17 protein-coding genes, 2 rRNA genes and 1 pseudogene (1 of these 20 only partly in view) are annotated in these 20656 nt (G+C 58.9%); 7 read left to right on the plus strand and 13 right to left on the minus strand.

Translation table 11 applies throughout. From position 1 onward, the window contains the following. Positions 1–56 precede the first annotated feature (56 nt). From ACA066_RS24345 to ACA066_RS24355, 3 genes and pseudogenes are all read right to left on the minus strand, one after another. A complete protein-coding gene (locus tag ACA066_RS24345) occupies positions 57–665 on the minus strand; it encodes a methyl-accepting chemotaxis protein (protein WP_497699952.1) in 609 nt (202 codons plus the stop codon). Beyond that, positions 645–1409: pseudogene (locus ACA066_RS24350) on the minus strand (PAS domain-containing protein); the annotation flags it as partial. The pseudogene ACA066_RS24350 and the gene ACA066_RS24345, both read right to left, overlap by 21 nt. A gap of 93 nt (positions 1410–1502) precedes the next feature. Then, positions 1503–2816 (minus strand): MFS transporter, encoded by a 1314-nt coding sequence (locus ACA066_RS24355; RefSeq protein ID WP_497696947.1) that lies wholly within the window; start codon positions 2814–2816, stop codon positions 1503–1505. A 344-nt stretch (positions 2817–3160) separates the two neighbouring features. On the opposite strand from ACA066_RS24355, the gene ACA066_RS24360 reads away from it, so the two are divergent. Next, positions 3161–4579, plus strand: coding sequence for a short-chain fatty acid transporter (locus tag ACA066_RS24360; protein ID WP_497696948.1), 1419 nt, complete (start codon positions 3161–3163; stop codon positions 4577–4579). A gap of 36 nt (positions 4580–4615) precedes the next feature. Here ACA066_RS24360 and ACA066_RS24365 read toward each other — a convergent pair whose 3' ends face one another. Together ACA066_RS24365 and ACA066_RS24370 are read right to left on the minus strand one after the other, a co-directional pair. Beyond that, positions 4616–4960: a HepT-like ribonuclease domain-containing protein gene (locus tag ACA066_RS24365; protein ID WP_497696949.1), complete on the minus strand. Its 345-nt coding sequence runs from the start codon at positions 4958–4960 to the stop codon at positions 4616–4618. Then, positions 4957–5247, minus strand: coding sequence for a nucleotidyltransferase family protein (locus ACA066_RS24370; RefSeq protein ID WP_497696950.1), 291 nt, complete (start codon positions 5245–5247; stop codon positions 4957–4959). The genes ACA066_RS24365 and ACA066_RS24370 overlap by 4 nt, the downstream gene beginning before the upstream one ends. A gap of 143 nt (positions 5248–5390) precedes the next feature. On the opposite strand from ACA066_RS24370, the gene ACA066_RS24375 reads away from it, so the two are divergent. Together ACA066_RS24375 and ACA066_RS24380 are read left to right on the plus strand one after the other, a co-directional pair. Continuing rightward, complete coding sequence (locus ACA066_RS24375; RefSeq protein WP_497696951.1) at positions 5391–6563, plus strand: hypothetical protein; 1173 nt, start codon at positions 5391–5393, stop codon at positions 6561–6563. 181 nt (positions 6564–6744) lie between these two features. Next, positions 6745–7266, plus strand: coding sequence for an SET domain-containing protein (locus ACA066_RS24380; RefSeq protein ID WP_497696952.1), 522 nt, complete (start codon positions 6745–6747; stop codon positions 7264–7266). Positions 7267–7272: 6 nt separating this feature from the next. Here the strand turns inward: ACA066_RS24380 and can are convergent, their stop codons facing one another. Next, positions 7273–7917: a carbonate dehydratase gene (gene can, locus ACA066_RS24385; RefSeq protein WP_461953238.1), complete on the minus strand. Its 645-nt coding sequence runs from the start codon at positions 7915–7917 to the stop codon at positions 7273–7275. A gap of 167 nt (positions 7918–8084) precedes the next feature. On the opposite strand from can, the gene ACA066_RS24390 reads away from it, so the two are divergent. After that, positions 8085–8489 (plus strand): serine kinase/phosphatase, encoded by a 405-nt coding sequence (locus tag ACA066_RS24390; protein ID WP_497696953.1) that lies wholly within the window; start codon positions 8085–8087, stop codon positions 8487–8489. A 125-nt stretch (positions 8490–8614) separates the two neighbouring features. On the opposite strand, the gene rimI is transcribed toward ACA066_RS24390, so the two are convergent. After that, the gene (gene rimI / locus ACA066_RS24395) at positions 8615–9067 is read right to left on the minus strand and encodes a ribosomal protein S18-alanine N-acetyltransferase (RefSeq protein ID WP_497696954.1); all 453 of its coding nucleotides are present in this window, start codon (positions 9065–9067) and stop codon (positions 8615–8617) included. After that, positions 9060–9800: an energy transducer TonB gene (locus ACA066_RS24400; protein WP_497699953.1), complete on the minus strand. Its 741-nt coding sequence runs from the start codon at positions 9798–9800 to the stop codon at positions 9060–9062. The genes rimI and ACA066_RS24400 overlap by 8 nt, the downstream gene beginning before the upstream one ends. A gap of 206 nt (positions 9801–10006) precedes the next feature. On the opposite strand from ACA066_RS24400, the gene mksB reads away from it, so the two are divergent. The 3 genes from mksB to mksF are packed head-to-tail and all read left to right on the plus strand — an operon-like array spanning position 10007 to position 14809. After that, positions 10007–11281 (plus strand): Mks condensin complex protein MksB, encoded by a 1275-nt coding sequence (mksB, locus tag ACA066_RS24405; protein ID WP_497696955.1) that lies wholly within the window; start codon positions 10007–10009, stop codon positions 11279–11281. After that, entirely contained in the window at positions 11271–11972 is a 702-nt protein-coding gene (gene mksE, locus ACA066_RS24410) for an Mks condensin complex protein MksE (RefSeq protein ID WP_219094310.1), read from the plus strand. The genes mksB and mksE overlap by 11 nt, the downstream gene beginning before the upstream one ends. Then, positions 11969–14809: an Mks condensin complex protein MksF gene (gene mksF, locus ACA066_RS24415; protein ID WP_497696956.1), complete on the plus strand. Its 2841-nt coding sequence runs from the start codon at positions 11969–11971 to the stop codon at positions 14807–14809. The genes mksE and mksF overlap by 4 nt, the downstream gene beginning before the upstream one ends. 214 nt (positions 14810–15023) lie before the next feature. Here mksF and ACA066_RS24420 read toward each other — a convergent pair whose 3' ends face one another. The 5 genes from ACA066_RS24420 to ACA066_RS24440 form a co-directional block, all read right to left on the minus strand. Next, positions 15024–17327, minus strand: a complete 2304-nt coding sequence (locus ACA066_RS24420) for a PqiB family protein (RefSeq protein ID WP_497696957.1) — start codon at positions 17325–17327, stop codon at positions 15024–15026. Beyond that, positions 17320–17943 carry a paraquat-inducible protein A gene (locus tag ACA066_RS24425; RefSeq protein ID WP_462019585.1) on the minus strand — a complete coding sequence of 208 codons (624 nt, stop codon included), beginning with the start codon at positions 17941–17943 and terminating at the stop codon, positions 17320–17322. The genes ACA066_RS24420 and ACA066_RS24425 overlap by 8 nt, the downstream gene beginning before the upstream one ends. Then, positions 17930–18589 carry a paraquat-inducible protein A gene (locus tag ACA066_RS24430; RefSeq protein WP_497696958.1) on the minus strand — a complete coding sequence of 220 codons (660 nt, stop codon included), beginning with the start codon at positions 18587–18589 and terminating at the stop codon, positions 17930–17932. The genes ACA066_RS24425 and ACA066_RS24430 overlap by 14 nt, the downstream gene beginning before the upstream one ends. A 149-nt stretch (positions 18590–18738) precedes the next feature. Further along, positions 18739–18854 (minus strand): 5S ribosomal RNA (rrf, locus tag ACA066_RS24435). Positions 18855–19006: 152 nt separating this feature from the next. Then, positions 19007–20656 (minus strand): 23S ribosomal RNA (locus ACA066_RS24440); it runs 1242 nt beyond the window's last position.

The following is a 20656-nucleotide window of genomic DNA, read 5'->3' on the forward strand; positions in this document are numbered from 1 at the left end:
ACATCTGCTCCTGGGAAAAGAGCCGATTGTAGCGATTTCCGCCCGGTTGGCAGGTATCAACTCGATAGCTGATTGGCGAACTGCCCGACCGCATTCACCACTTTCTGCGCGCCGTCCTGAATCTCGACAATCACCGTGCCCGCCTCTGCCGCCAGCGCCAGGCCTTGCTCAGCCTGGAGTTTGCCGTCGGTCATCAGGGATACGGCGTTACGCGCCATGTCCTGGTTCTGACGCACCACCAACACAATTTCATCGGTGGCCTGACTGGTGCGCGAAGCCAGTTGCCGGACCTCGTCCGCCACCACGGCAAAACCGCGACCCTGCTCCCCGGCACGGGCCGCTTCGATCGCCGCGTTGAGCGCCAGCAGGTTGGTCTGTTCGGCAATGCCACTGATGGTTTTGACGATGGTGCCGATCACCAGCGATTGCTCATTCAGCGCTTCGATGCCGTCGCCGGCGGTTTGCATGTGTTTGGCCAGATCGCGCATCACGTTCACCGCCTGAGTCACCACGGCTGTGCCGCGCTGGGCGCTTTGATCGGTTTGTTGCGAGGTGCCATAGGCAATGTTGGCCGCTTCGGCGACAGCCTGCTCCTGATTGACCTGATCGGTAATCAGCGTGGCGAACTTCACCACTTTGTAGAGCTTATTGTTGGCGTCGACCACGGGGTTGTAGGACGCTTCCAGCCAGACCGTACGCCCGTGGCTGTCGACACGCTTGAAGCGCCCCCCCACGAATTCACCGGCATTCAGACGACGCCAGAAGTCCTGATACTCGGCGCTGTTGTGCACCTGCGCTTCGCAGAAGGTGCGGTGATGTTTGCCCTTGATTTGCGCCAGGCTGTAACCCATGCCGTTGAGGAATCGGTCATTGGCTGTGAGCACGTTGCCCGCGAGGTCGAATTCGATCACCGCCGTCGAGCGCACCAGCGCACCGATCAGGTTCTCGTGTTCACGGGAAGCCTCGATGGTGCGGGTCAGGTCGCTGGAAAAAATCGAAAAATGCTTGATCCGCCCGTCCGAGGAACGCACCGGCTGCACGATCGAGCGCAACCAGGCTTCCTGGCCATCGCCACGCAACAGGCGCACCGCACCGGTAAAGTGTTCGCCACGGGTCAGCGCAGCCTTGAAACGGTGGTGGAATTCATCGGACTTCACGTGGGGCGGCACGATGTCTTCGATCGGACGATCGATCAGGTCGTGGCTTTTGTAGTGCATCTCACTGAGAAAATTCTGATTGGCCGATTGAATCCGCCCGTCGGGATCCAGGGTCAGGACCAGCATCTCGCTTTCCAGACTTTCCTTCACTTGCTGAAGGCTAGAGAGTTCTTCGCGAAGAGCCGACAACTCTTGCTTCAAGCGTTTGTTGAACATGGGAAAGCACCGATGGGCTGAGATAGAAAGCGGCATACAGCCTAGCCATCGGCCTTGGGAATTTTTTCTGAAGAGTGTTTCAGGGTTGTCCTACAAAAATAGTTGTCATGTGCGCCGCGCCACCTTCAATCAGAGGGCGCCAGCCGCCGCGCAACTGCCTGTTCTGGGCATGCGCGCACCGAAATACAAAGCGCTGCTCACACCCACCGCCCCCATCACCGCGCAGAAAATCACGCAAATCCACGGACTCCACGGCATCAGGCCGATCAGCAACAGCGGTGTGATACTCGCCCACGCGGCGTAGGCAATGTTGTACGTGAAGGAAATCCCCGAAACGCGAATCCGCGCCGGGAACAGGCTGACCATGACCGAAGGCACCGCACCGACCACCCCGCAACCGAGGCCGGCAATCGCGTACGCCAGACCGATCCAGCTGCCGCCGCTAATCAGGCTGGTATAGAGCACGCCAATGCCCAGCGGCAGCAGCAGGCTATACAACATCACCGTGCGCCAGGCGCCGATGCGGTCGACCAGCAACCCGGCGAGCACGCAGCCGATGTTCAGGAACACGATGCCCAACGCACTCAGGGCGAAGGTGTGGCTGGCGGTCATGCCGAAAGTTTTCTGCATCATGGTCGGGGTAATGACCACGAACACCACCACCGCCGATGTCAGCACGCAGGTGAGAATCATCGCCGGCAAAATGGCCAGGCGATGCTCACGCAAGACCGTGCGCAATGGCAGTTCGACGGCGGCATCACGCTTGGCCTGCATCGCCATGAACACCGGGGTTTCGCTGAGCCAGCGGCGTAGCCAGACGCCGATCACGCCAAATACGCCACCCAGCAGGAACGGGTAACGCCACGCGTAATCGAGGATTTCCGCCGGAGTGAACGCCTGCGCCAGAAAGGTCGCCGTCAGGGCGCCGATCAAGTAGCCAAAGGTCAGTCCCGCTTGCAGGAAACCGAGTGCGTAACCACGGTGCGCGACCGGTGCGTGCTCGGCGACGAAGACCCAGGCACTCGGCACTTCACCGCCCACCGCCGCGCCTTGCAGAATCCGCAGGACCAACAGCAGCAGCGGCGCGAAATAGCCGATCTGGGCGTAGGTCGGCATGATGCCGATCAGCAGGCACGGCAGCGCCATCATCAAAATGCTCAGGCTGAAGACTTTCTTGCGCCCCAGCCGGTCGGCGAAATGCGCCATCAGGATCCCGCCCAACGGCCGCGCCAAATAACCGGTCACGAAAATCCCGAAGCTTTGCAGCAGGCGCAGCCATTCGGGCATTTCCGGCGGAAAGAACAGCTGGCTGAGGGTCAGGGCGAAAAACACGAAAATGATGAAATCGTAGATTTCCAGCGCACCACCGAGGGCCGCAAGGCCTAGGGTCTTGTAGTCCGAGCGGCTGAACGGTGCCGGGCGCGAATCGTTATGGGCAGTCATCAAAAGAACTCTGGCGTAGGCAAAAAACCAAGGCGCCCATCGTCTACGCAAACGCGCCAGCGGACAACCCGTTAGACCAAAGTCTCAGTCTGGTAAAACTTCGTCACAAAACATGACCGATTGATTTACTGTTGGCACCTGTCCAGACGGGCCTTTGGAGCCAATGCCAATCAAAAATTGTAGGAGCGAGCTTGCTCGCGATGGTCGATAACGATTACGCGTGTTTACTGGCTAAACGCGGCGCTCTTGCGTTCATCGCGAGCAAGCTCGCTCCTACAGTAACAACGGCTTCAGGTCTCTGCGGCCTTGAAGACCACAACAAACATAAAAATCGAGGTACTCCCGTGGCTGCTGATATCGAAGATACCCGCTCTGCCCGCTTTGCCCTGCGCTGTTCCAGTTTTGCCGAACGCTGGTTTCCCGATTCCTGGGTGTTCGCCGCGCTGGCGGTGATTATCGTCGCAGTCGCCACCCTGTTCATGGGCGCCAAACCCGCCGACGCGGCCATGGCGTTCGGTGACGGGTTCTGGAGCCTGATCCCGTTCACCATGCAAATGGCTTTCGTGGTGATCGGCGGCTATGTGGTCGCCAGTTCGCCCCCCGCCGTAAAGCTGATCGACCGCCTGGCGCGAATCCCGAAGAACGGTCGTTCCGCCGTAGCGTGGGTGGCGCTGATTTCCATGGTCGCGTCGCTGCTGAACTGGGGCCTGTCGCTGGTGTTTGGCGGCTTGCTGGTACGCGCCCTCGCCCGCCGCGTCGATCTGAAAATGGACTACCGCGCGGCCGGCGCCGCTGCGTATTTGGGCCTTGGCGCCGTATGGGCCTTGGGCCTGTCGTCGTCCGCCGCGCAATTGCAGGCGAACCCGGCCAGCCTGCCGCCGTCGATTCTGTCGATCACCGGGGTGATTCCTTTCACACAAACGATCTTTCTCTGGCAGTCCGGCGTGATGTTGCTGGCGCTGATCGTGATCTCGCTGATCATTGCCTACGCCACCGCACCCGGCCCGAACTCGGCCCGTGATGCCAAAGCCTGCGGCATCGACCCGAGCTTCAACCTGCCGCCGCTGCAACCGCGCACTCGTCCCGGCGAATGGCTGGAACACAGCCCGCTGCTGACGATTCTGCTAGTGCTGCTGGCGGCCGGATGGCTGTTCCACGAGTTCTCGACCAAACCGGCGATCAGTGCGATTTCCGGGCTGAACACCTACAACTTCCTGTTCATCATGCTCGGCGCCCTGCTGCACTGGCGCCCGCGCAGTTTCCTCGATGCAGTGTCCCGAGCGGTGCCGACCACCACCGGCGTACTGATCCAGTTCCCGTTGTACGGTTCGATCGCCGCGCTGATGACCACGGTCAAAGGCACTGACGCGCAAACCCTGGCTCACCACATCTCGACCTTTTTCGTACAGATCGCGTCCCACGACACCTACGCGCTGCTGATGGGCGTGTACTCGGCGATCCTCGGGTTCTTCATTCCGTCGGGCGGCGGCAAATGGATCATTGAAGCGCCGTACGTGATGCAAGTGGCCACCGACCTGAACTACCACCTGGGCTGGGCCGTGCAGATCTACAACGCCGCCGAAGCCCTGCCGAACCTGATCAACCCGTTCTACATGCTGCCATTGCTGGGCGTGCTGGGGTTGAAGGCGCGGGACTTGATCGGGTTTTCGTTCGTGCAACTGCTGGTGCACACGCCGCTGGTGCTGTTTCTGTTGTGGGCGTTGGGGACTACGCTGACGTATACGGCGCCGGTCATGCCGTAAACGGAGTTGATTGCACCTGCTGTAAGGCAGGTGCAATCAGCCTTGATCGGTGGGTAACACCTGCAGAAGTTCAGGCAAGGCGGCCTGAACCGTATCCCATACCACTTCCAGATTGATATCGAAGTAGCCGTGAGCAATGCGATTGCGCATACCTCGCATGCTGCGCCATGGCACCTGAGTGTTCTGCGTGGTGTATTCGGTGTAGCGATCCATGATTTTGGTCGCGGCCTCTCCAATAATGATGAGGCTCATGATGACGGCTTGCTGGGTTCGTTTGTCGTCGAAGAACTCTTCTTTACTCAAACCTTCGACAAAGATCAGCGCATCCCCTGCAGCCTGACGCATATGGTCAAGGTAATCGCCGAGACGGTTATCGGTCATACGGGACGAGCCTGCTCAAGCACCTGCTGGCGAAACTTCACTGGAAGATCGCCAGGCGTCAGCAGATCGACACTCACCCCCAACAAATCCTCAAGTTCGACCTGAAGGCCGCCAAGATCAAAAAGCGTGGCACCTGGCAGTGCGTCTACCAGCAAATCAAGGTCACTCCCCTCTTTATCCGTTCCGAGCAGTGCCGAACCAAACACTCGCGGGTTGGCTGTACGAAAGCGGCCGACAACCTCGCGAACGGCTGCTCGTTGCAGATCAAGAGCGGTGGAGGGCTTCATTTTTCACCTTTACCCAGTGCAGTATTGCGCCAGTCTAGCAGTGCTTGAGTGAGGTAAACACTGCGCCACTTGTAAGCCGACCTGTCACATCCCACTGTACCCGCCTCCGCTTCGGGGGCCCACACGCTGAAAAGGATCTGAGCATGTTCAAACTCGCAGGACTCACCCTCGCCGCCCTCACCCTGAGTGCCGCCGCCCATGCCGATGCCGATCTGAAGCTGGGCAGCACCGAGCGCGTCACGCGGCTGTTCGCCTACCCCAACAACTGCAACGTGATCTGCTTTCGCAACTGGACGCTGGAGCAAACCGTCGAGCATTACCTGACTCAAAGCGTGCAGCGCGATGGTTACATCGATGCGAAGGTGCAGGTCAAAACCGATAACGATCAGCTCTATGCCGCCATCACCGGGGTGCCCAGAGGCTATGAAGAGCCGTTGGCGGCGCTGCTCGATGCGGGCGATCTGGCGTACACCGGCGCCAGCAAGCTGAATGCCGACGGCAAATGGGCTTACAACTGGTACCTGTTCCTGCCGCTGGGCATGGCGCTGGAGAACCGTAGAAGCGTCGAGTTGCTGCACTTCCCGCCGGACTACTCGCTGACCCAGGCGCAGGACTACCTGGAGTCCAAGACAACCGATCGTTGGGCCACGCTGCTGACGGTCAACGGGATCCCTGCTGATCAGACGCCGGCTTTCCAGACCATCATCGACATCGCGCCGATCGCCGCGCCATCCAGCGCCGGCAAGGATCTGGAAGGTGTCTACGACTACTTCAAGGACTACCAGACCACCATGGTCAAGGAAGTCAGCCAGAACGCCAGCGGTACCGCGCTGCCGATGGTCGCTTTCGGTGCGCCAGTGCGCAACTGGATCAAACAGCAATACGGACCGACCGTGAACGTGCTGGGCCTGGTCAGCATCAGTCCGAAGGACGGGGTGAAAGTGCCGGTGTTGGGTTCCAACCACCCGAGTTACATCTGGTACGCCGCCGACCCGGACAGCTATACCGGTAAAGATCCCCAGGCCCAGGCCGACGCGGCGGGTCTGAAAGTCATGGGCCAGGACTTGAGTGCCGCGTGCTGGCAGGCCGCCATGGGCCGCGACCCGGACAGCAATGCAGACATTGAACTGAAAAGTTGCACCCAAACCTGGCAGGTGGCCCAGGCAGATAAAACCTGCGAGCTGTTCTACACCTCGATCCGCAACCTGACGCCCGGGCAAGCCGCCGCCAAGTGCGCGACAACACCGATCAAGTCTCAACTCAAACAGCTCAAGGTCCCGGCGCCTGCGACCGCGATACCTGCTCCGCATTTGTAAAATGCTGAACAGCGTTCCTGCGTGAGCCTTGGCTGTCGTGGGAACGCGCGTTTTTCCTCTGTCAGTTGTGACAGTAGACCGGTTGTTTCTTTTGCGAGAGTCTTGAGGCGTACCCATGTGCTGCAGGGCTGACAGGATGTTAGCTGACGGAGGTCGCAGCGCCCCGTCGACAAGGATTGTTATGAGAGCCCCCGCTGATCAAGGAATCCCACCGCCATCCAGCGGCGTCTACCCATTTCCAGAGCTACCCCTTCGCCTTGGATTTCCGTCCACGGATGACTTTAAAACCATCAACAACGCTCAAGGGGAGGCAATCGCTGTCGCAGCCTTGCGCGAATTCCCCCGCCTGAGCCGGATGTGCCGGGTTTCCGGTCATCTGCTGCCCTATCGCTGTCGACATACCCGACAACTGGCGCCGGGCATCCATGTCTACGATCCGCGTTTCTGCGGCCTGCTCAACCACGCCTGCGACCCCAATGTCTTTCTCGACATGAGCGAGCTGTGGTTATGGGCGCTGAAAGACATCAAAAAGGGCGATCGACTGATGGTTGATCTCGCCGCAACGGAAGACAGGTTGCAGCGGCAGTTCGCCTGCCACTGCGGGTGTCCCTGCTGCCGTGGCTGGATCTGCGGCTACGACGAACTGCCCAATGCCAACGGCCAGCTGTTTTTACAACACTGGCGTCGACGAAGTCCGGGCTGACAGCTTTTACAACGTTTCGACCGGACGCAAACGGTACTGCGCCGGCAACTGCTCGAAACCGCTGATGGTGGCATTCAGACTCTTCCACCGACCGTCCTTGATGCCATAGATGCAGCCGTGAATCGACAGTTTCTGCCCGCGGTGCCAGGCGTTTTGCACAATGCTGGTGTGCCCGACGTTGGCCACTTGCTGGATCACGTTGAGTTCGCAGAGGCGGTCGACCCGCTCTTCTTCGGTCGGCAATTTGGCGAGTTCTTCGCGCTTTTCATAATAAAGATCGCGAATCGAGCGCAACCAGCCGTCGATCAGGCCCAACTGACGATCCTGCATCGAGGCGCGCACGCCACCGCAGCCATAGTGGCCGGTGACGAGGATGTGTTTGACCTTGAGCACGTCGACTGCGTACTGAATTACCGACAGGCAATTGAGGTCGGTGTGCAGCACCACGTTGGCCACGTTGCGGTGGACGAACAGGTCGCCGGGCAGCATGCCAACAATCTCGTTCGCCGGTACGCGTGCGTCGGAGCAGCCGATCCAGAGGAATTCCGGCGTTTGCTGACGGGCCAGTTTGGCGAAGAAGTCAGGATCTTCTTTGGTGATTGCGTCAGCCCAGCGCTCGTTGTTATCAATCAGATCTTGTAAGTCGTTCATGCAATGAAGCCTCGAGAATGATGCGCTGCTTTGACAGACAACCGTCCGTCGGAGTCACGCGCGCGATGCAGATTGCCGCTGATGCATATTACCTGCACTCCATGCCGGTGGAATTCTGAGGAGCCCAGTGGGTCCACCTAGTAAGGCCCACAGTATGAGGTATAGCCATGACTGATTCACGACGTCCGTACGATGCGGTGCAACCCGAGCCCATCGACGACAACGAAGACCGCATGGGTTCGATGCATGAGCTGGATTTCGACGAGGAAGAACCCAGCGCCAAAATCGGCGATGAACTGACGGAAAACGAGCGCAAGCGACTCATGCCGCGGGGGCGTGTGCGTGAAGCTGGCATGACTGGCGCCTCGACCGCTGACCATGAGTCCACCGATGATGACATGAGCCCGGAAACCCTGATCCGTGAAGACGGTGCGCGGGATGCTCATGAGGCGGGTGAAGGTGGCCAGGCCGATTGGGAGTTGAGCATTGTCGATGAAGATGACATCGGCGGGGGTAATGGTCTGGATGAGGAGGAATTGGCGAAGCGGGATCCGATGGATGGGAATCGGTGATCGTTGGTGTCAATGAGGACGCCTTCGCGGGCAAGCCTCGCTCCTACAGGATTTTCGTCGTTCACAAAATGCGTGAACGCCACAAATCCTGTAGGAGCGAGGCTTGCCCGCGAAGCTTTTAAGGTTCAGTCAACCAAGGTGCAGGCCATGACCACGGCATCTTCGCGCCCACCTACGGCCGGATAATAATCCCGACGCCGGCCAATCTCGTTAAACCCATACCGCTCATACAACCGGAACGCCGACCGATTGCTGTCGCGCACTTCCAGAAAACATTCCCGCGCCTCAGCCTTGTAGGCAATCGCCATCAGGTGCTCCAGCAGCGTCAGACCCAGGCCGCGCCCCTGATTTTCCGGTTTGACGGTGATGTTCAGCAGGTGCGCTTCATCGAGAATGATCTGCACCACGCCGTGCCCGACCTGCTGCGAACCTTCAAACATCAGCCAGATCTGGTACTTGCCCAGCCCATCGAGAAAAATCCCGCGGGTCCACGGATGGCTGTACGCCGCGTATTCGATTTTCAGCACAGCGTCCAGGTCCGCCTCGGTCATCGGGCGAAACGATACAGCGTCACTCATTTGATTCTTTCCAGCGCGCCATCAGCCGACGCATGGCTTGCCAGACATCAGCCTTACGCTGTGGCTCTTCCATTAATAATTCCAGACCCGGCAGGGCCCAGACCGTACCCAGGCCGTCGACCTGGAGTTCACGGTTGAAGGATTCGGCATTTGCCTCAGCGGCGAAACGTACCGCCGGCAGTCCGATCAGCCACACGCAGGCGCATGGAGCGTCCTCCAGTCGGGCCGACAGAAAGCCTTGCACGAAGTCACGGGCCGCTTCCGGTCCCTGGTCCATCGTGCCTCGGGCCAGCAGCGGCCAGCGCACCGGTTCGCCGATGATCTGCGGGCTGTCCGGTAGACCGGCGGCGCGCAGCATGTCCTTGAGCAGCAGATACGCGGGATCACGGGTCTGGAAGGTTTCGCCTGTGGGTAACTCCACCAGCAGCAGGCAGCGACCGGCGCGCAACAATTGCAGGGCGAATCGCGGGGGAGGCACGACTGGCGCCTTGACCGCGACCGGTGCCTCCTCTTCTTCAACCTTGGCGTTGTCACGGGTGCTGGCCAACGATGGCCGCGGCACCTCGATTTTCACCCGTTCGGCCGGTTTGACCACAGGTTCCACGGGCACATCGACCACTGGTGCCAGCACCACCGGTGCGACGACCAATGGCTCAGGCATCTCCAGCAGCTCGGGCCGCGAAGGCGCAGCAAAGGGCAATTCGGTGCGCGGCAGCCAGTTGACCACCTGCATGGCGGTCAAATAAGCGCGACGACGGGACTCGATAAGCAAAGGTCGGCCACTTGTGGATAACTAAAGTGCGCTGATTCTACCGCCCTTCGCTCAAGATCGCCCACGCTTGATCGATAGAAAACCAACAGTCCGTCCCGAGAGTGAATCGCATCGGTCCCGATGCAGTACAATCGCGGCTTTTAATCGCCAACCAGCCGGCCATTCCGATGATCGAACCCAAGCGCGTCTTGCGCGCCCTCGCTGAACACTGGGCACTTCTGGAGCCACTGTGCGAGCACTTCGACCAAGGCACCTTGAGCCTCAACGAACTGCGTTCACAGTTGGCCGCCCAGCAACTCGACAGTACGCCGCAGGACATCACCAGCCTGCTGGACGTGTGGATCCGCCTCGACATTCTGGTTCCCGTGGCGAAAAGCCCGAACCGTTTCGAGCTCAACGCGCAGATCCACGACTTCCTCGCTTACCTGCGCCGTGAGCACCGTCTGGGCCTGTGCCTGGAGATCGAAGCCTATTTGCGCCATCTCGAACGCCTGGCCGGTTACATCCAGGACGCCTTCGACATTCGCGACGGCCACGATCTTGCGCGTCAATTGCGCCTGCTCGACATGCGCGTACGCGACGTTCTCAAGAAACTGGCCAACGACGAACAGGCCCTGGTGGCCGTCGCCGAGCGGGCCAAGACCAGCGACCGACAGATCCCGCTGCGTCAGCGTTACGCCGAAGTGCTGGCAACCTGGGACGAATACGTCGAGCCGATGATTCAGCTGGTGAACGCCGACGGCGCCTTCGAGCAAGGCGTGCGCAAGGTCGAGAACGTCCTGCTGAAGATGCTCACCGAACAGCAGCGCCTCGGCCATCTGGTCGACGACGACATGCTGCTGCGCACCCACGCGCGCATCCTCGAAATGCAGACCAGCGCCCAGCTGACCCTGCGCCATGCCCGGGAACTGCTACTGCCGCTGCGTGAAGAAGCCCGTCGTCACAACGCCGTGACCCGTGGCGCGGCGCTGGCCTTGTCGGCCATCCGTCGCAAAGGCATCGATGCGGTGCCGCAAGCGGCGATGCCGATGTTCACCCGGCCGCAAAGCACCTTCCTCGGCAGCGCCAGTCAGGTCGAAGCCTACGTTTACGCACTGGCCCGTTTCGAGCCGAAACCGGCACGCTTCCCCAAGGCCCACAAGCCCCAGAAAGGCGAAGCACCGCGCGCGCCACGCACCGTTCGGGAAATGCTCGAGCGCTGCGAAGACGCCCTGCCGATGCCGGACCTGATGACCTGGTTGCTGGAGCAGGAACCGGACGGCGCCACTGACGAATTGCTCTACTGGTTCTCGCGCCTCTCGCGGGAAAAACGCTTCAAACGCGAGCGTCTGGAACGCCGCGATTACCACACTCATGAGCACCAGGTCAGCCTGCGCTCCTTCGCCCTGCTCTCGGCCCGCGACACCGCCGAGGATTCTGCGAGCACCCCATATGCATCTTGATCTATCCGAACTGTCCCAGCTGGCGCCGATCTTTCGCGAGCTGTTCAAGGGCTACCACGTCAGCCGCCGCGACCCGGAGCTGTACGCACAACTGTCGAACTTCCAGGACCAGTACCGCACGCTGTTCCGGGCGCTGGGCTATGAGTTGGTCTGCGACACCCGTGGTTTCTACTACTTCGTGCCGGATCTGGCCGCTGCGGCGGTGAACAAGACCGCGCAACGTCTGGCACTGTTCACCTTCATCCTCGTCGAGCATCTGGCCGATCAGGGCCGCGACCCGGTTGCCGTGCTCGACGGTGGCAGCCTCGGTCGCGACGAACTGCCGTCGTTGCTGGAAAAGTACCGTGACCTGTTCATTCAGGCTGAAGTGCAGACCGTCGAAGAACTCGAAGAAAAAATCATGCGCCGCATGACTCAGCTCGGTTTTGCCGGCGAAGAAAACGGCGTCTACCGTTTCCTGCCGCCGATGCACCGTTTCCTCGACGTTTGCCTGTCGGTTCAGCAGGACCGTGACCTGGCAGCCAGCCTGCACAGCGTGTTGCCTCTGCCGGTTCCAGTATTGATCGACGACGATAGCGACGAAAAATTGCTGCAAACCGATGATCCGCTGGACTTGAGTGACTTCGAAGAAGAAAGCGAAGAAGACGCCATGGCCCGCGCCATTGCCGAAGAACAGGAGACCGACGCATGAGCAAGGAACGCTACGGCATTCGCCGCTTTGCCCTTTTGAACACCGCCGGTTACAGCCTCGGCCTGTTCCCGCTGGAAGAACCGCTGTCGGTTTACGGCGCGAACAACCTCGGCAAATCCGCCTCGATCAACGCGCTGCAATTCCCGATTCTGGCGCGCATGTCGGACATGAGTTTCGGCAAGTACAGCCTGGAACAATCCCGGCGTTTCTACTTTGCCTCGGACACGAGTTACATCCTCGTTGAGGTTTCTCTGCCTCACGGTCCGCACGTGATCGGCGTGGTCGGGCGCGGCCCGGGCGGTGGTTTCGGCCATCAGTTCTTTGCCTACGCCGGCAAACTGGATCTGGCTCATTACCAGAAAAACGATACCTGCCTGCGCCAGAAAGAACTGTTCACCAACCTTGAGCGTGAAGGCCTGAAAGCCTACGAACTCAAGCCAGATGAACTGCGTCGTTTGCTGGTCGGCGGTCACACCTCGATTCCGCTGGACCTGACGCTGATCCCGCTGCGCTCCACCAGCGAACAGAGCCTGAAGACCTTCCGCGCACTGTTCATCAACCTGCTGCACATGCGCGAAATCACCGCGGCCAAGCTCAAGCAATTGTTCCTCGATGCCTTCGAACACAGCCTGCGTTCCGGCAGCGTCGATTACATCGCCGCGTGCGAAGAAGCGTTCCGCGACGTACGACGCATGGAGCAGGACTACAACTCGCTGGTCACTGCTGGCCCGTTGGTTGAAGCCCTCGCGTCAGGCGTGACCCAGCGCAATATCTTGCGCGGCAAGCTGCATCGGATCTCGCCGCTGCTCGACTCACTGCTCGGCACCTGGTCGGACTACGCCAGTGCGCGCAAGGAAGAGCTGACGATTCAGGCCGAGCACTACCGCAACGAGCAGGACGCGCTGCAGAACGATCAGCGCGGCGGCACTCAGGAACTGATGCGCCTGGAGCGGGAAATCAGCGGCATCCAGCGCTGGCTCGGTGAATTGTCGGCGCTGAAGAATCGCTTTGCGCTGGTCGATGACGTCAAGGTACTTGAACAGCAACTGCTCGCGGCCAAGGACGCTCACGATGAACTGGCCGGCGCATTGGCGCAGTCGCGGCAGTTCTCTGCCGAAGACCTGGAAGAACGTCTGCGGGACCTGGAAAAACGCCTGAAGTCGGTGAAACAGCAACTCGATCATGCCGACAACAACAGCTACGCCCGCCTGCGCGAAGAATTTTCGCAACAGGATGTCGAGCGCCTGATGCGCCTGTTCAACAGCGCGCTATTCAGCCTGCCGCTCGGCGAGCATGGCATTACGCTGGATGAGGACGGTCAGTGGGTCAAATCCATGGAACTGATCCTCGACGGCTTCAAAGGCGAGCGCTTCGAAGTGCCAGGGCTGTCCATCGACATCTCGCACATCGAGCCCCCAGCGCTGCAAGCCTTGGCTGACCGCGCTGCATTGCGCGATCAGAAAGAGCGCCTGGACAAAGAACTCAAGCAGCTCAAGACCCAACAAGCCGTCGCCGCCGACCGCGCCGCGAGCAAGACCCAGACCGAATCGCTGTACCAGCAAGTGCTGGACGCGCAGAAAGCCCTTGAAGACTTCCGTCGCGCGCAAACCCTGAGCGCGGAAGAAGGCGACAAGCTGGAACAACTGGCGCAGATGGAAGCCGCGCAGGACGAGTTGAAGCGCTCCAGCGACGCTTTCACCGAACGCGTCCAGCAACTGTCGGCCAAACTTCAACTGGTCGGCCGGCAGATCGGCGACATGGAAGCCAAGCAGCGCACCCTCGACGACGCACTGCGCCGGCGTCAGCTGTTGCCGGCAGACCTGCCGTTCGGCACGCCGTTCATGGACCCGATCGACGATTCCATGGACAACCTGCTGCCACTGCTCAACGACTATCAGGACAGCTGGCAGGGCTTGCTGCGCAGCGACGGTCAGATCGACGCGTTGTACGCTCAGGTGCGCCTCAAGGGCGTGGCCAAGTTCGACAGCGAAGACGATATGGAGCGTCGCCTGCAACTGCTGATCAACGCGTATGCACACCGCACCGACGAAGCCCTGACCCTCGGCAAGGCACGCCGTGCCGCGGTGACCGATATCGCCCGGACCCTGCGCAACATCCGCAGCGACTACGACAGCCTCGAACACCAACTGGCGCTGTTCAACCGCGAGATCAACAAGCGTCAGGTCTCCAACCTGCAGAGCTTCCGTATCGTCCTCGCGCCGAACAAGGAAGCGTTGAAGCACATCGACCAGATCATCCACAGCGCCGGCCAGTACGAAGAAGGCGAAACCCTTTCCGTGTTCGACCTGAGCCAAAGCGCCGATCAGGACAACAAGAACGAAGAAGCCAAGGAATACCTGGCGCGTCTGGTGGCGGCGAACCACAACCAACTCGGTCTCAAGGACTTGTTCGAACTGGCGTTCGAGATCACCAAGGTCAACGGTCAGCCGGTGATTCATACCGACATCGACGGCGCGGCCTCCAACGGCACCACGATGACCATCAAGGCGCTGACCAACATGTACTTGTTGCTGCACTTGATGGACCGCGACCAGGCCGGCCGCGTACGTCTGCCGTACTACCTCGACGAGGCGGCGGACATCGACGAGAAGAACCAGGCAGCGCTGCTGGAAACCAGTCTGCAACTGGGCTTCGTGCCGATTCTGGCGAGCGTGAAACCGCAGGTCTGCGCCAGTGTCGCCATCGACCTGGAAGGCGGTAGCGGGCCGAACGGGATCTACATTGATGAGGCGGACTGGAAGTACATCCGTCGTCACGATGAGGTGAAAGCTGCCGTTAACGTTGAAGCGGACGAGCCGGAGCTGGATGCGGTCTGATTTGCGTTAATCGAAGGCAATAAAAAGGCCGCGATCCAAATGGATCGCGGCCTTTTTTATGGCGGGGGATTTTTAGTGAACTTTAGGGCCTCTTCGCGAGCAGGCTCGCTCCCACATTGGTTTATCGCTGGTCACACATTTTGTGTTCACAGCCAATCCCTTGTGGGAGCGAGACCGGCTTGCCGGCGAAAGCGTCATCCCAGACACCAACAAACTACTTGCCGATTGCGATTTTCGGCGCCCAGGTCAGCCATTCATCTTCAAACTTGTCGAACAACGGAAACGTCTGCTCAGGCCGTGCGGGACTGCCCATGCGATCACCGTCCGGGGTGGCGAAAGCGATGCCCCCCTGAATCAGCGTCTCCAGCGATTCGGTGCGCACCGTCGCACCTTTGAACAAGCCGTAGTCGAAACCAAAACCGCTGGTGTTCCAGAAACGTGTGCCGCTGCGCACCAATGGCGCGTACTTCGGTTCGATCAGAATGTGCACCAGAACACGGTCAGCGGTCTGGCCCAGTTCATAACCCGTCACCTTACCCACCGTGACCTCGCGATACGTCACCGGTACACCGGTTTTCAACGAACCGCGCCGAGCGGCGCTCAGGACTAAGCTTAAACCGGCTTCCTGTTTGGCGGTTTCCGGTGGATTGACCAGGGCCACGAAGTTTTTCTGCGGGCCAAGGTTCTTCGCTGCTGGTTGCACTTCGATGTACTGGCCAGTCACCAGGGTTTCGAGGTTCGAGGTCTTGATCAGACCCAACTCGGGTTTAACCACCCAGAACTGACTGCCTACCCGGGCAATGCGCTCCGGCACTTCGGTGATCCGCGCGGTGAGCAGCACCGATTGCAGATCATCACTGAGGTCGACGTCTTCGATCTTGCCGACATCCAGGCCTTTGAATCTCACAGGAGTGCCGCTGCGCAAGCCATCGGCGCGATCGACCTTGATCGTGACCACGGTGCCTTTCTGGTTGGCCTCGTCATGACTGGCGAACAGACGGAAACGTGGAATGCGTTTTTGCAATGGCGCTTTGGCTTGCGGGGTTTCGAAGGCGATACCGCCGGCCATCAAGCTTTGCAGCGACTCACTTTTGACCTGGATTCCACCGGTCAGTCCGCCCGTGAGCGTAATACCGCTGGCGTTCCAGAAGCGGGTCGATGCGTTGACGAGCCCTTCGTATTCCTTCTCGATGTGCACGCCGATCACCAACTGCTTTTTGGTGCGCGAGAACTGATAGCTCTGGACCGAACCGACCTTGACCTGCTTGTAGAGAATCGGGCTGCCGACTTCCAGTGAACCGAGGTTCTCGGTGAACAGCACCAGGTGCAGGCCCGGTGCACGCAAGTCGAGCGGCGGCGCTTTCGGCCTCGCCACAAATTCGCGCTGCGGTGCGGCCCCCTTGTCTCCTGGACGCACGGCAATGTAGTTACCTTTGACCAGCGCTTCGAGACCAGTAATGCCCGCGAGGGAGATCGAGGGTTTGACCACCCAGAACTGGGTGCCATCAACGAGGTAATCCTCAGCCAGCGGATCAAGGGTCAATTCCGCGGTGGCACTGGACAGATCAGGATCGATCTTGAGCGCTTTGAGCGTGCCGACCTGAATGCCTTTGTACATCACCGGCGTACGGCCAGCCTGCATGCCTTCGAAGTCGCTGAGTTTGACCTTGACCCGGATACCGGCTGCGGCGGCATCGAAATCTTCGTAGAGACGAAATGGCAGGCTCGGATCAGTGGGCGGGCTATCCTTGCGGTTCTCCGGCGTAGCGAAGGCGATACCGCCGGCGACGATGCTCGCCAGGGATTCGCTGCGCACTTTCACGCCGGAAAGGTTAGCGTCGATGCTGATGCCGCTGGCATTCCAGAAACGTGTGTGTTTGCGCACCAGCTTGGCGTAGGTGGGCTCGATGAACACCTTGAGCTCAACGGTACTTTGGTCTTCGGACAACAGGTAGCTTTTGATCTGGCCAACCCTGATCTGCTTGTAGAACACCGGGCTGCCACGGTTCAGCGAGCCGAGGCGATCAGCCTTGATGGTCAGGTGCAGACCGGGCTGGGCGTCAGTCAGCGGCGGCTCTTCGGCCAGCGCCTTGAACTTGCGCGTGGGTTCCCCTTCGCCCGGACTGATCGCGACATAGTTGCCGGAGACCAGGGTTTCCAGCCCCGTGATACCGGCCAGGGTCACACTCGGCTTGACGAGCCAAAAGCGTGTGCTGGTACGCAGGTATTGTTCCACGTCCTTGTTCATCTCGACGGTGGCAATCACCCCTTTGGAGGCGCCTTCGTCGTCGAGCGTGAGGGTTTTCACCTTGCCGACCGACATGCCTTTGTAAACGACTTCAGTCTTGTTGGCCTGAATGCCTTCACCACTTTCGAAACGCACCTGAATCTCGATGCCGGTTTCGCTGTAGGCACGCCAGCCGAGCCAACCGCCAATGATCAGGGCGATCAGGGGTAACACCCAAATGGCGGACCAGTTCGAGGCCGGTCGGGTTTTCGCTGTAGGCAAATCAGTCATGGTCGTCGTCCGACTCCGTGTTATCCCAAATCAGTCGGGGATCGAAAGTTACTGCGGCAAGCATCGTCAGAATCACCACACTGGCGAAAGCGATGGCGCCAAGATTGGCTTCGACGCTGGCGAGCCGTCCGAAATTCACAACCGCCACCAGGATGGCGATTACAAAGATATCGAGCATCGACCAACGGCCGATGAACTCGATAAAGCGGTACATCCAAATGCGTTGGCGTGCCGAAAGTGGCTGGCGGCGCTGCACCGAAAACAGCAGCAAGGCGATGCCCACTAGTTTGAACGTCGGTACCAGAATACTGGCGATAAAAACAACGGCGGCGATTGGAATCATGCCGTGCTGAACCAGCTGGATCACACCGGACATGATGGTGCTGGGATCGCCCTGCCCCAAGGAGCTAACGGTCATGATCGGTAGCACGTTGGCTGGAATGTAGAGGACCGCGGCAGTGACCAGCAGCGCCCAGGTACGCATCACACTGTTTGGGCGACGGGCATGGACCAGCGCACCACAACGATTGCAGACTTGCTCGTCGGTGTCGGCTTCCTGCTTGTTTAATTCGTGGCATTCGGTGCAAATCAGAATGCCTGCATCAATCGCCCGCATGGGCATCCTCTCCTGATAGAGCCTGCCAGATCTGATGAGGCGACATCACAACCTCCAACCAGACCTGGACCAACAACAAACTGATAAAGCATGCCAGGCCAAGACCTATGGTGATTGCTGCCATATCTGCCAGTTTGACGATCGCCACCAGTACGCCCATGAGGTAGACCTCGAGCATCCCCCAATCTCTTAAGTGGTGATAAATACGATAGAGCAGCAAACCGTAACTACGGCCGATATCAAAACGAATACTCAGGAGCACGGCCAGCTGGCAAAGCAACTTGAGCAACGGGATTCCCATACTGCACAGAAACACAATCACCGAGACGCCTTGCATGCCGGTATCGAAAAGGCCGACAACGCCGGTCCAGACCGTATCCTGCGACGACTGCCCGAGTAGATTGAGCTGCATAATGGGTAAAAAGTTTGCCGGGACATACAACAACAGAGCGGTGATAACCAAGGCGAGACTGCGTTGCACAACGTTGTGCCGATGGGCATAAAGCTCGTAACCGCAGCGCGGACAAAGGGCTTTCTCACCATGGGCGAGCTCGGGCTTTCGCATCAGCAAGTCGCACTCATGACACGCAACCAAGTCGTCCAGCGGTAATTCTGACAGCCTGCGGGCGTCAACCGGGTCTGGCATAAAAGCTCTGGCTCCGAAAAAGTTGGACCCATTCTAGTGTCATGAGTCGAAAATAACTGTGCAAATTTGTGCTACCGCCGGATCGTGTTTTTATTCCAGACAAAACAAAACCCCTACCTGCATACGCAGATAGGGGTTTCGGAATTTAATCTTGACGATGACCTACTCTCACATGGGGAAACCCCACACTACCATCGGCGATGCATCGTTTCACTGCTGAGTTCGGGATGGGATCAGGTGGTTCCAATGCTCTATGGTCGTCAAGAAATTCGGGAGCCAGGTCGTTTACCTTTCGGTTCACGCTCCAGCGAATGGGTATGCGATAGTTTGTGCGTTGCTCTCGAACTTTCGGTTCGTCTCGTCTTCACACACCGCAATCTGATGCTCTTTCGAGTAGTCAAATTGCTTGGGTGTTATATGGTCAAGCCTCACGGGCAATTAGTATTGGTTAGCTCAACGCCTCACAGCGCTTACACACCCAACCTATCAACGTCGTAGTCTTCGACGGCCCTTCAGGGGACTCAAGGTCCCAGTGAGATCTCATCTTGAGGCTAGTTTCCCGCTTAGATGCTTTCAGCGGTTATCTATTCCGAACATAGCTACCCGGCAATGCCACTGGCGTGACAACCGGAACACCAGAGGTTCGTCCACTCCGGTCCTCTCGTACTAGGAGCAGCCCCTCTCAAATCTCAAACGTCCACGGCAGATAGGGACCGAACTGTCTCACGACGTTCTAAACCCAGCTCGCGTACCACTTTAAATGGCGAACAGCCATACCCTTGGGACCGGCTTCAGCCCCAGGATGTGATGAGCCGACATCGAGGTGCCAAACACCGCCGTCGATATGAACTCTTGGGCGGTATCAGCCTGTTATCCCCGGAGTACCTTTTATCCGTTGAGCGATGGCCCTTCCATACAGAACCACCGGATCACTAAGACCTACTTTCGTACCTGCTCGACGTGTCTGTCTCGCAGTCAAGCGCGCTTTTGCCTTTATACTCTACGACCGATTTCCGACCGGTCTGAGCGCACCTTCGTACTCCTCCGTTACTCTTTAGGAGGAGACCGCCCCAGTCAAACTACCCACCATACACTGTCCTCGATCCGGATAACGGACCTGAGTTAGAACCTCAAAGTTGCCAGGGTGGTATTTCAAGGTTGGCTCCACGCGAACTGGCGTCCACGCTTCAAAGCCTCCCACCTATCCTACACAAGCAAATTCAAAGTCCAGTGCAAAGCTATAGTAAAGGTTCACGGGGTCTTTCCGTCTAGCCGCGGATACACTGCATCTTCACAGCGATTTCAATTTCACTGAGTCTCGGGTGGAGACAGCGCCGCCATCGTTACGCCATTCGTGCAGGTCGGAACTTACCCGACAAGGAATTTCGCTACCTTAGGACCGTTATAGTTACGGCCGCCGTTTACCGGGGCTTCGATCAAGAGCTTCGCGTTAGCTAACCCCATCAATTAACCTTCCGGCACCGGGCAGGCGTCACACCCTATACGTCCACTTTCGTGTTTGCAGAGTGCTGTGTTTTTAATAAACAGTCGCAGCGGCCTGGTATCTTCGACCGGCATGGGCTTACGGAGCAAGTCCTTCACCCTCACCGGCGCACCTTCTCCCGAAGTTACGGTGCCATTTTGCCTAGTTCCTTCACCCGAGTTCTCTCAAGCGCCTTGGTATTCTCTACCCAACCACCTGTGTCGGTTTGGGGTACGGTTCCTGGTTACCTGAAGCTTAGAAGCTTTTCTTGGAAGCATGGCATCAACCACTTCGTGTTCTAAAAGAACACTCGTCATCAGCTCTCGGCCTTAAGATCCCGGATTTACCTAAGATCTCAGCCTACCACCTTAAACTTGGACAACCAACGCCAAGCTGGCCTAGCCTTCTCCGTCCCTCCATCGCAATAACCAGAAGTACAGGAATATTAACCTGTTTTCCATCGACTACGCTTTTCAGCCTCGCCTTAGGGACCGACTAACCCTGCGTCGATTAACGTTGCGCAGGAAACCTTGGTCTTTCGGCGTGGGTGTTTTTCACACCCATTGTCGTTACTCATGTCAGCA

Source organism: Pseudomonas sp. LBUM1651 (genome assembly GCF_059716135.1).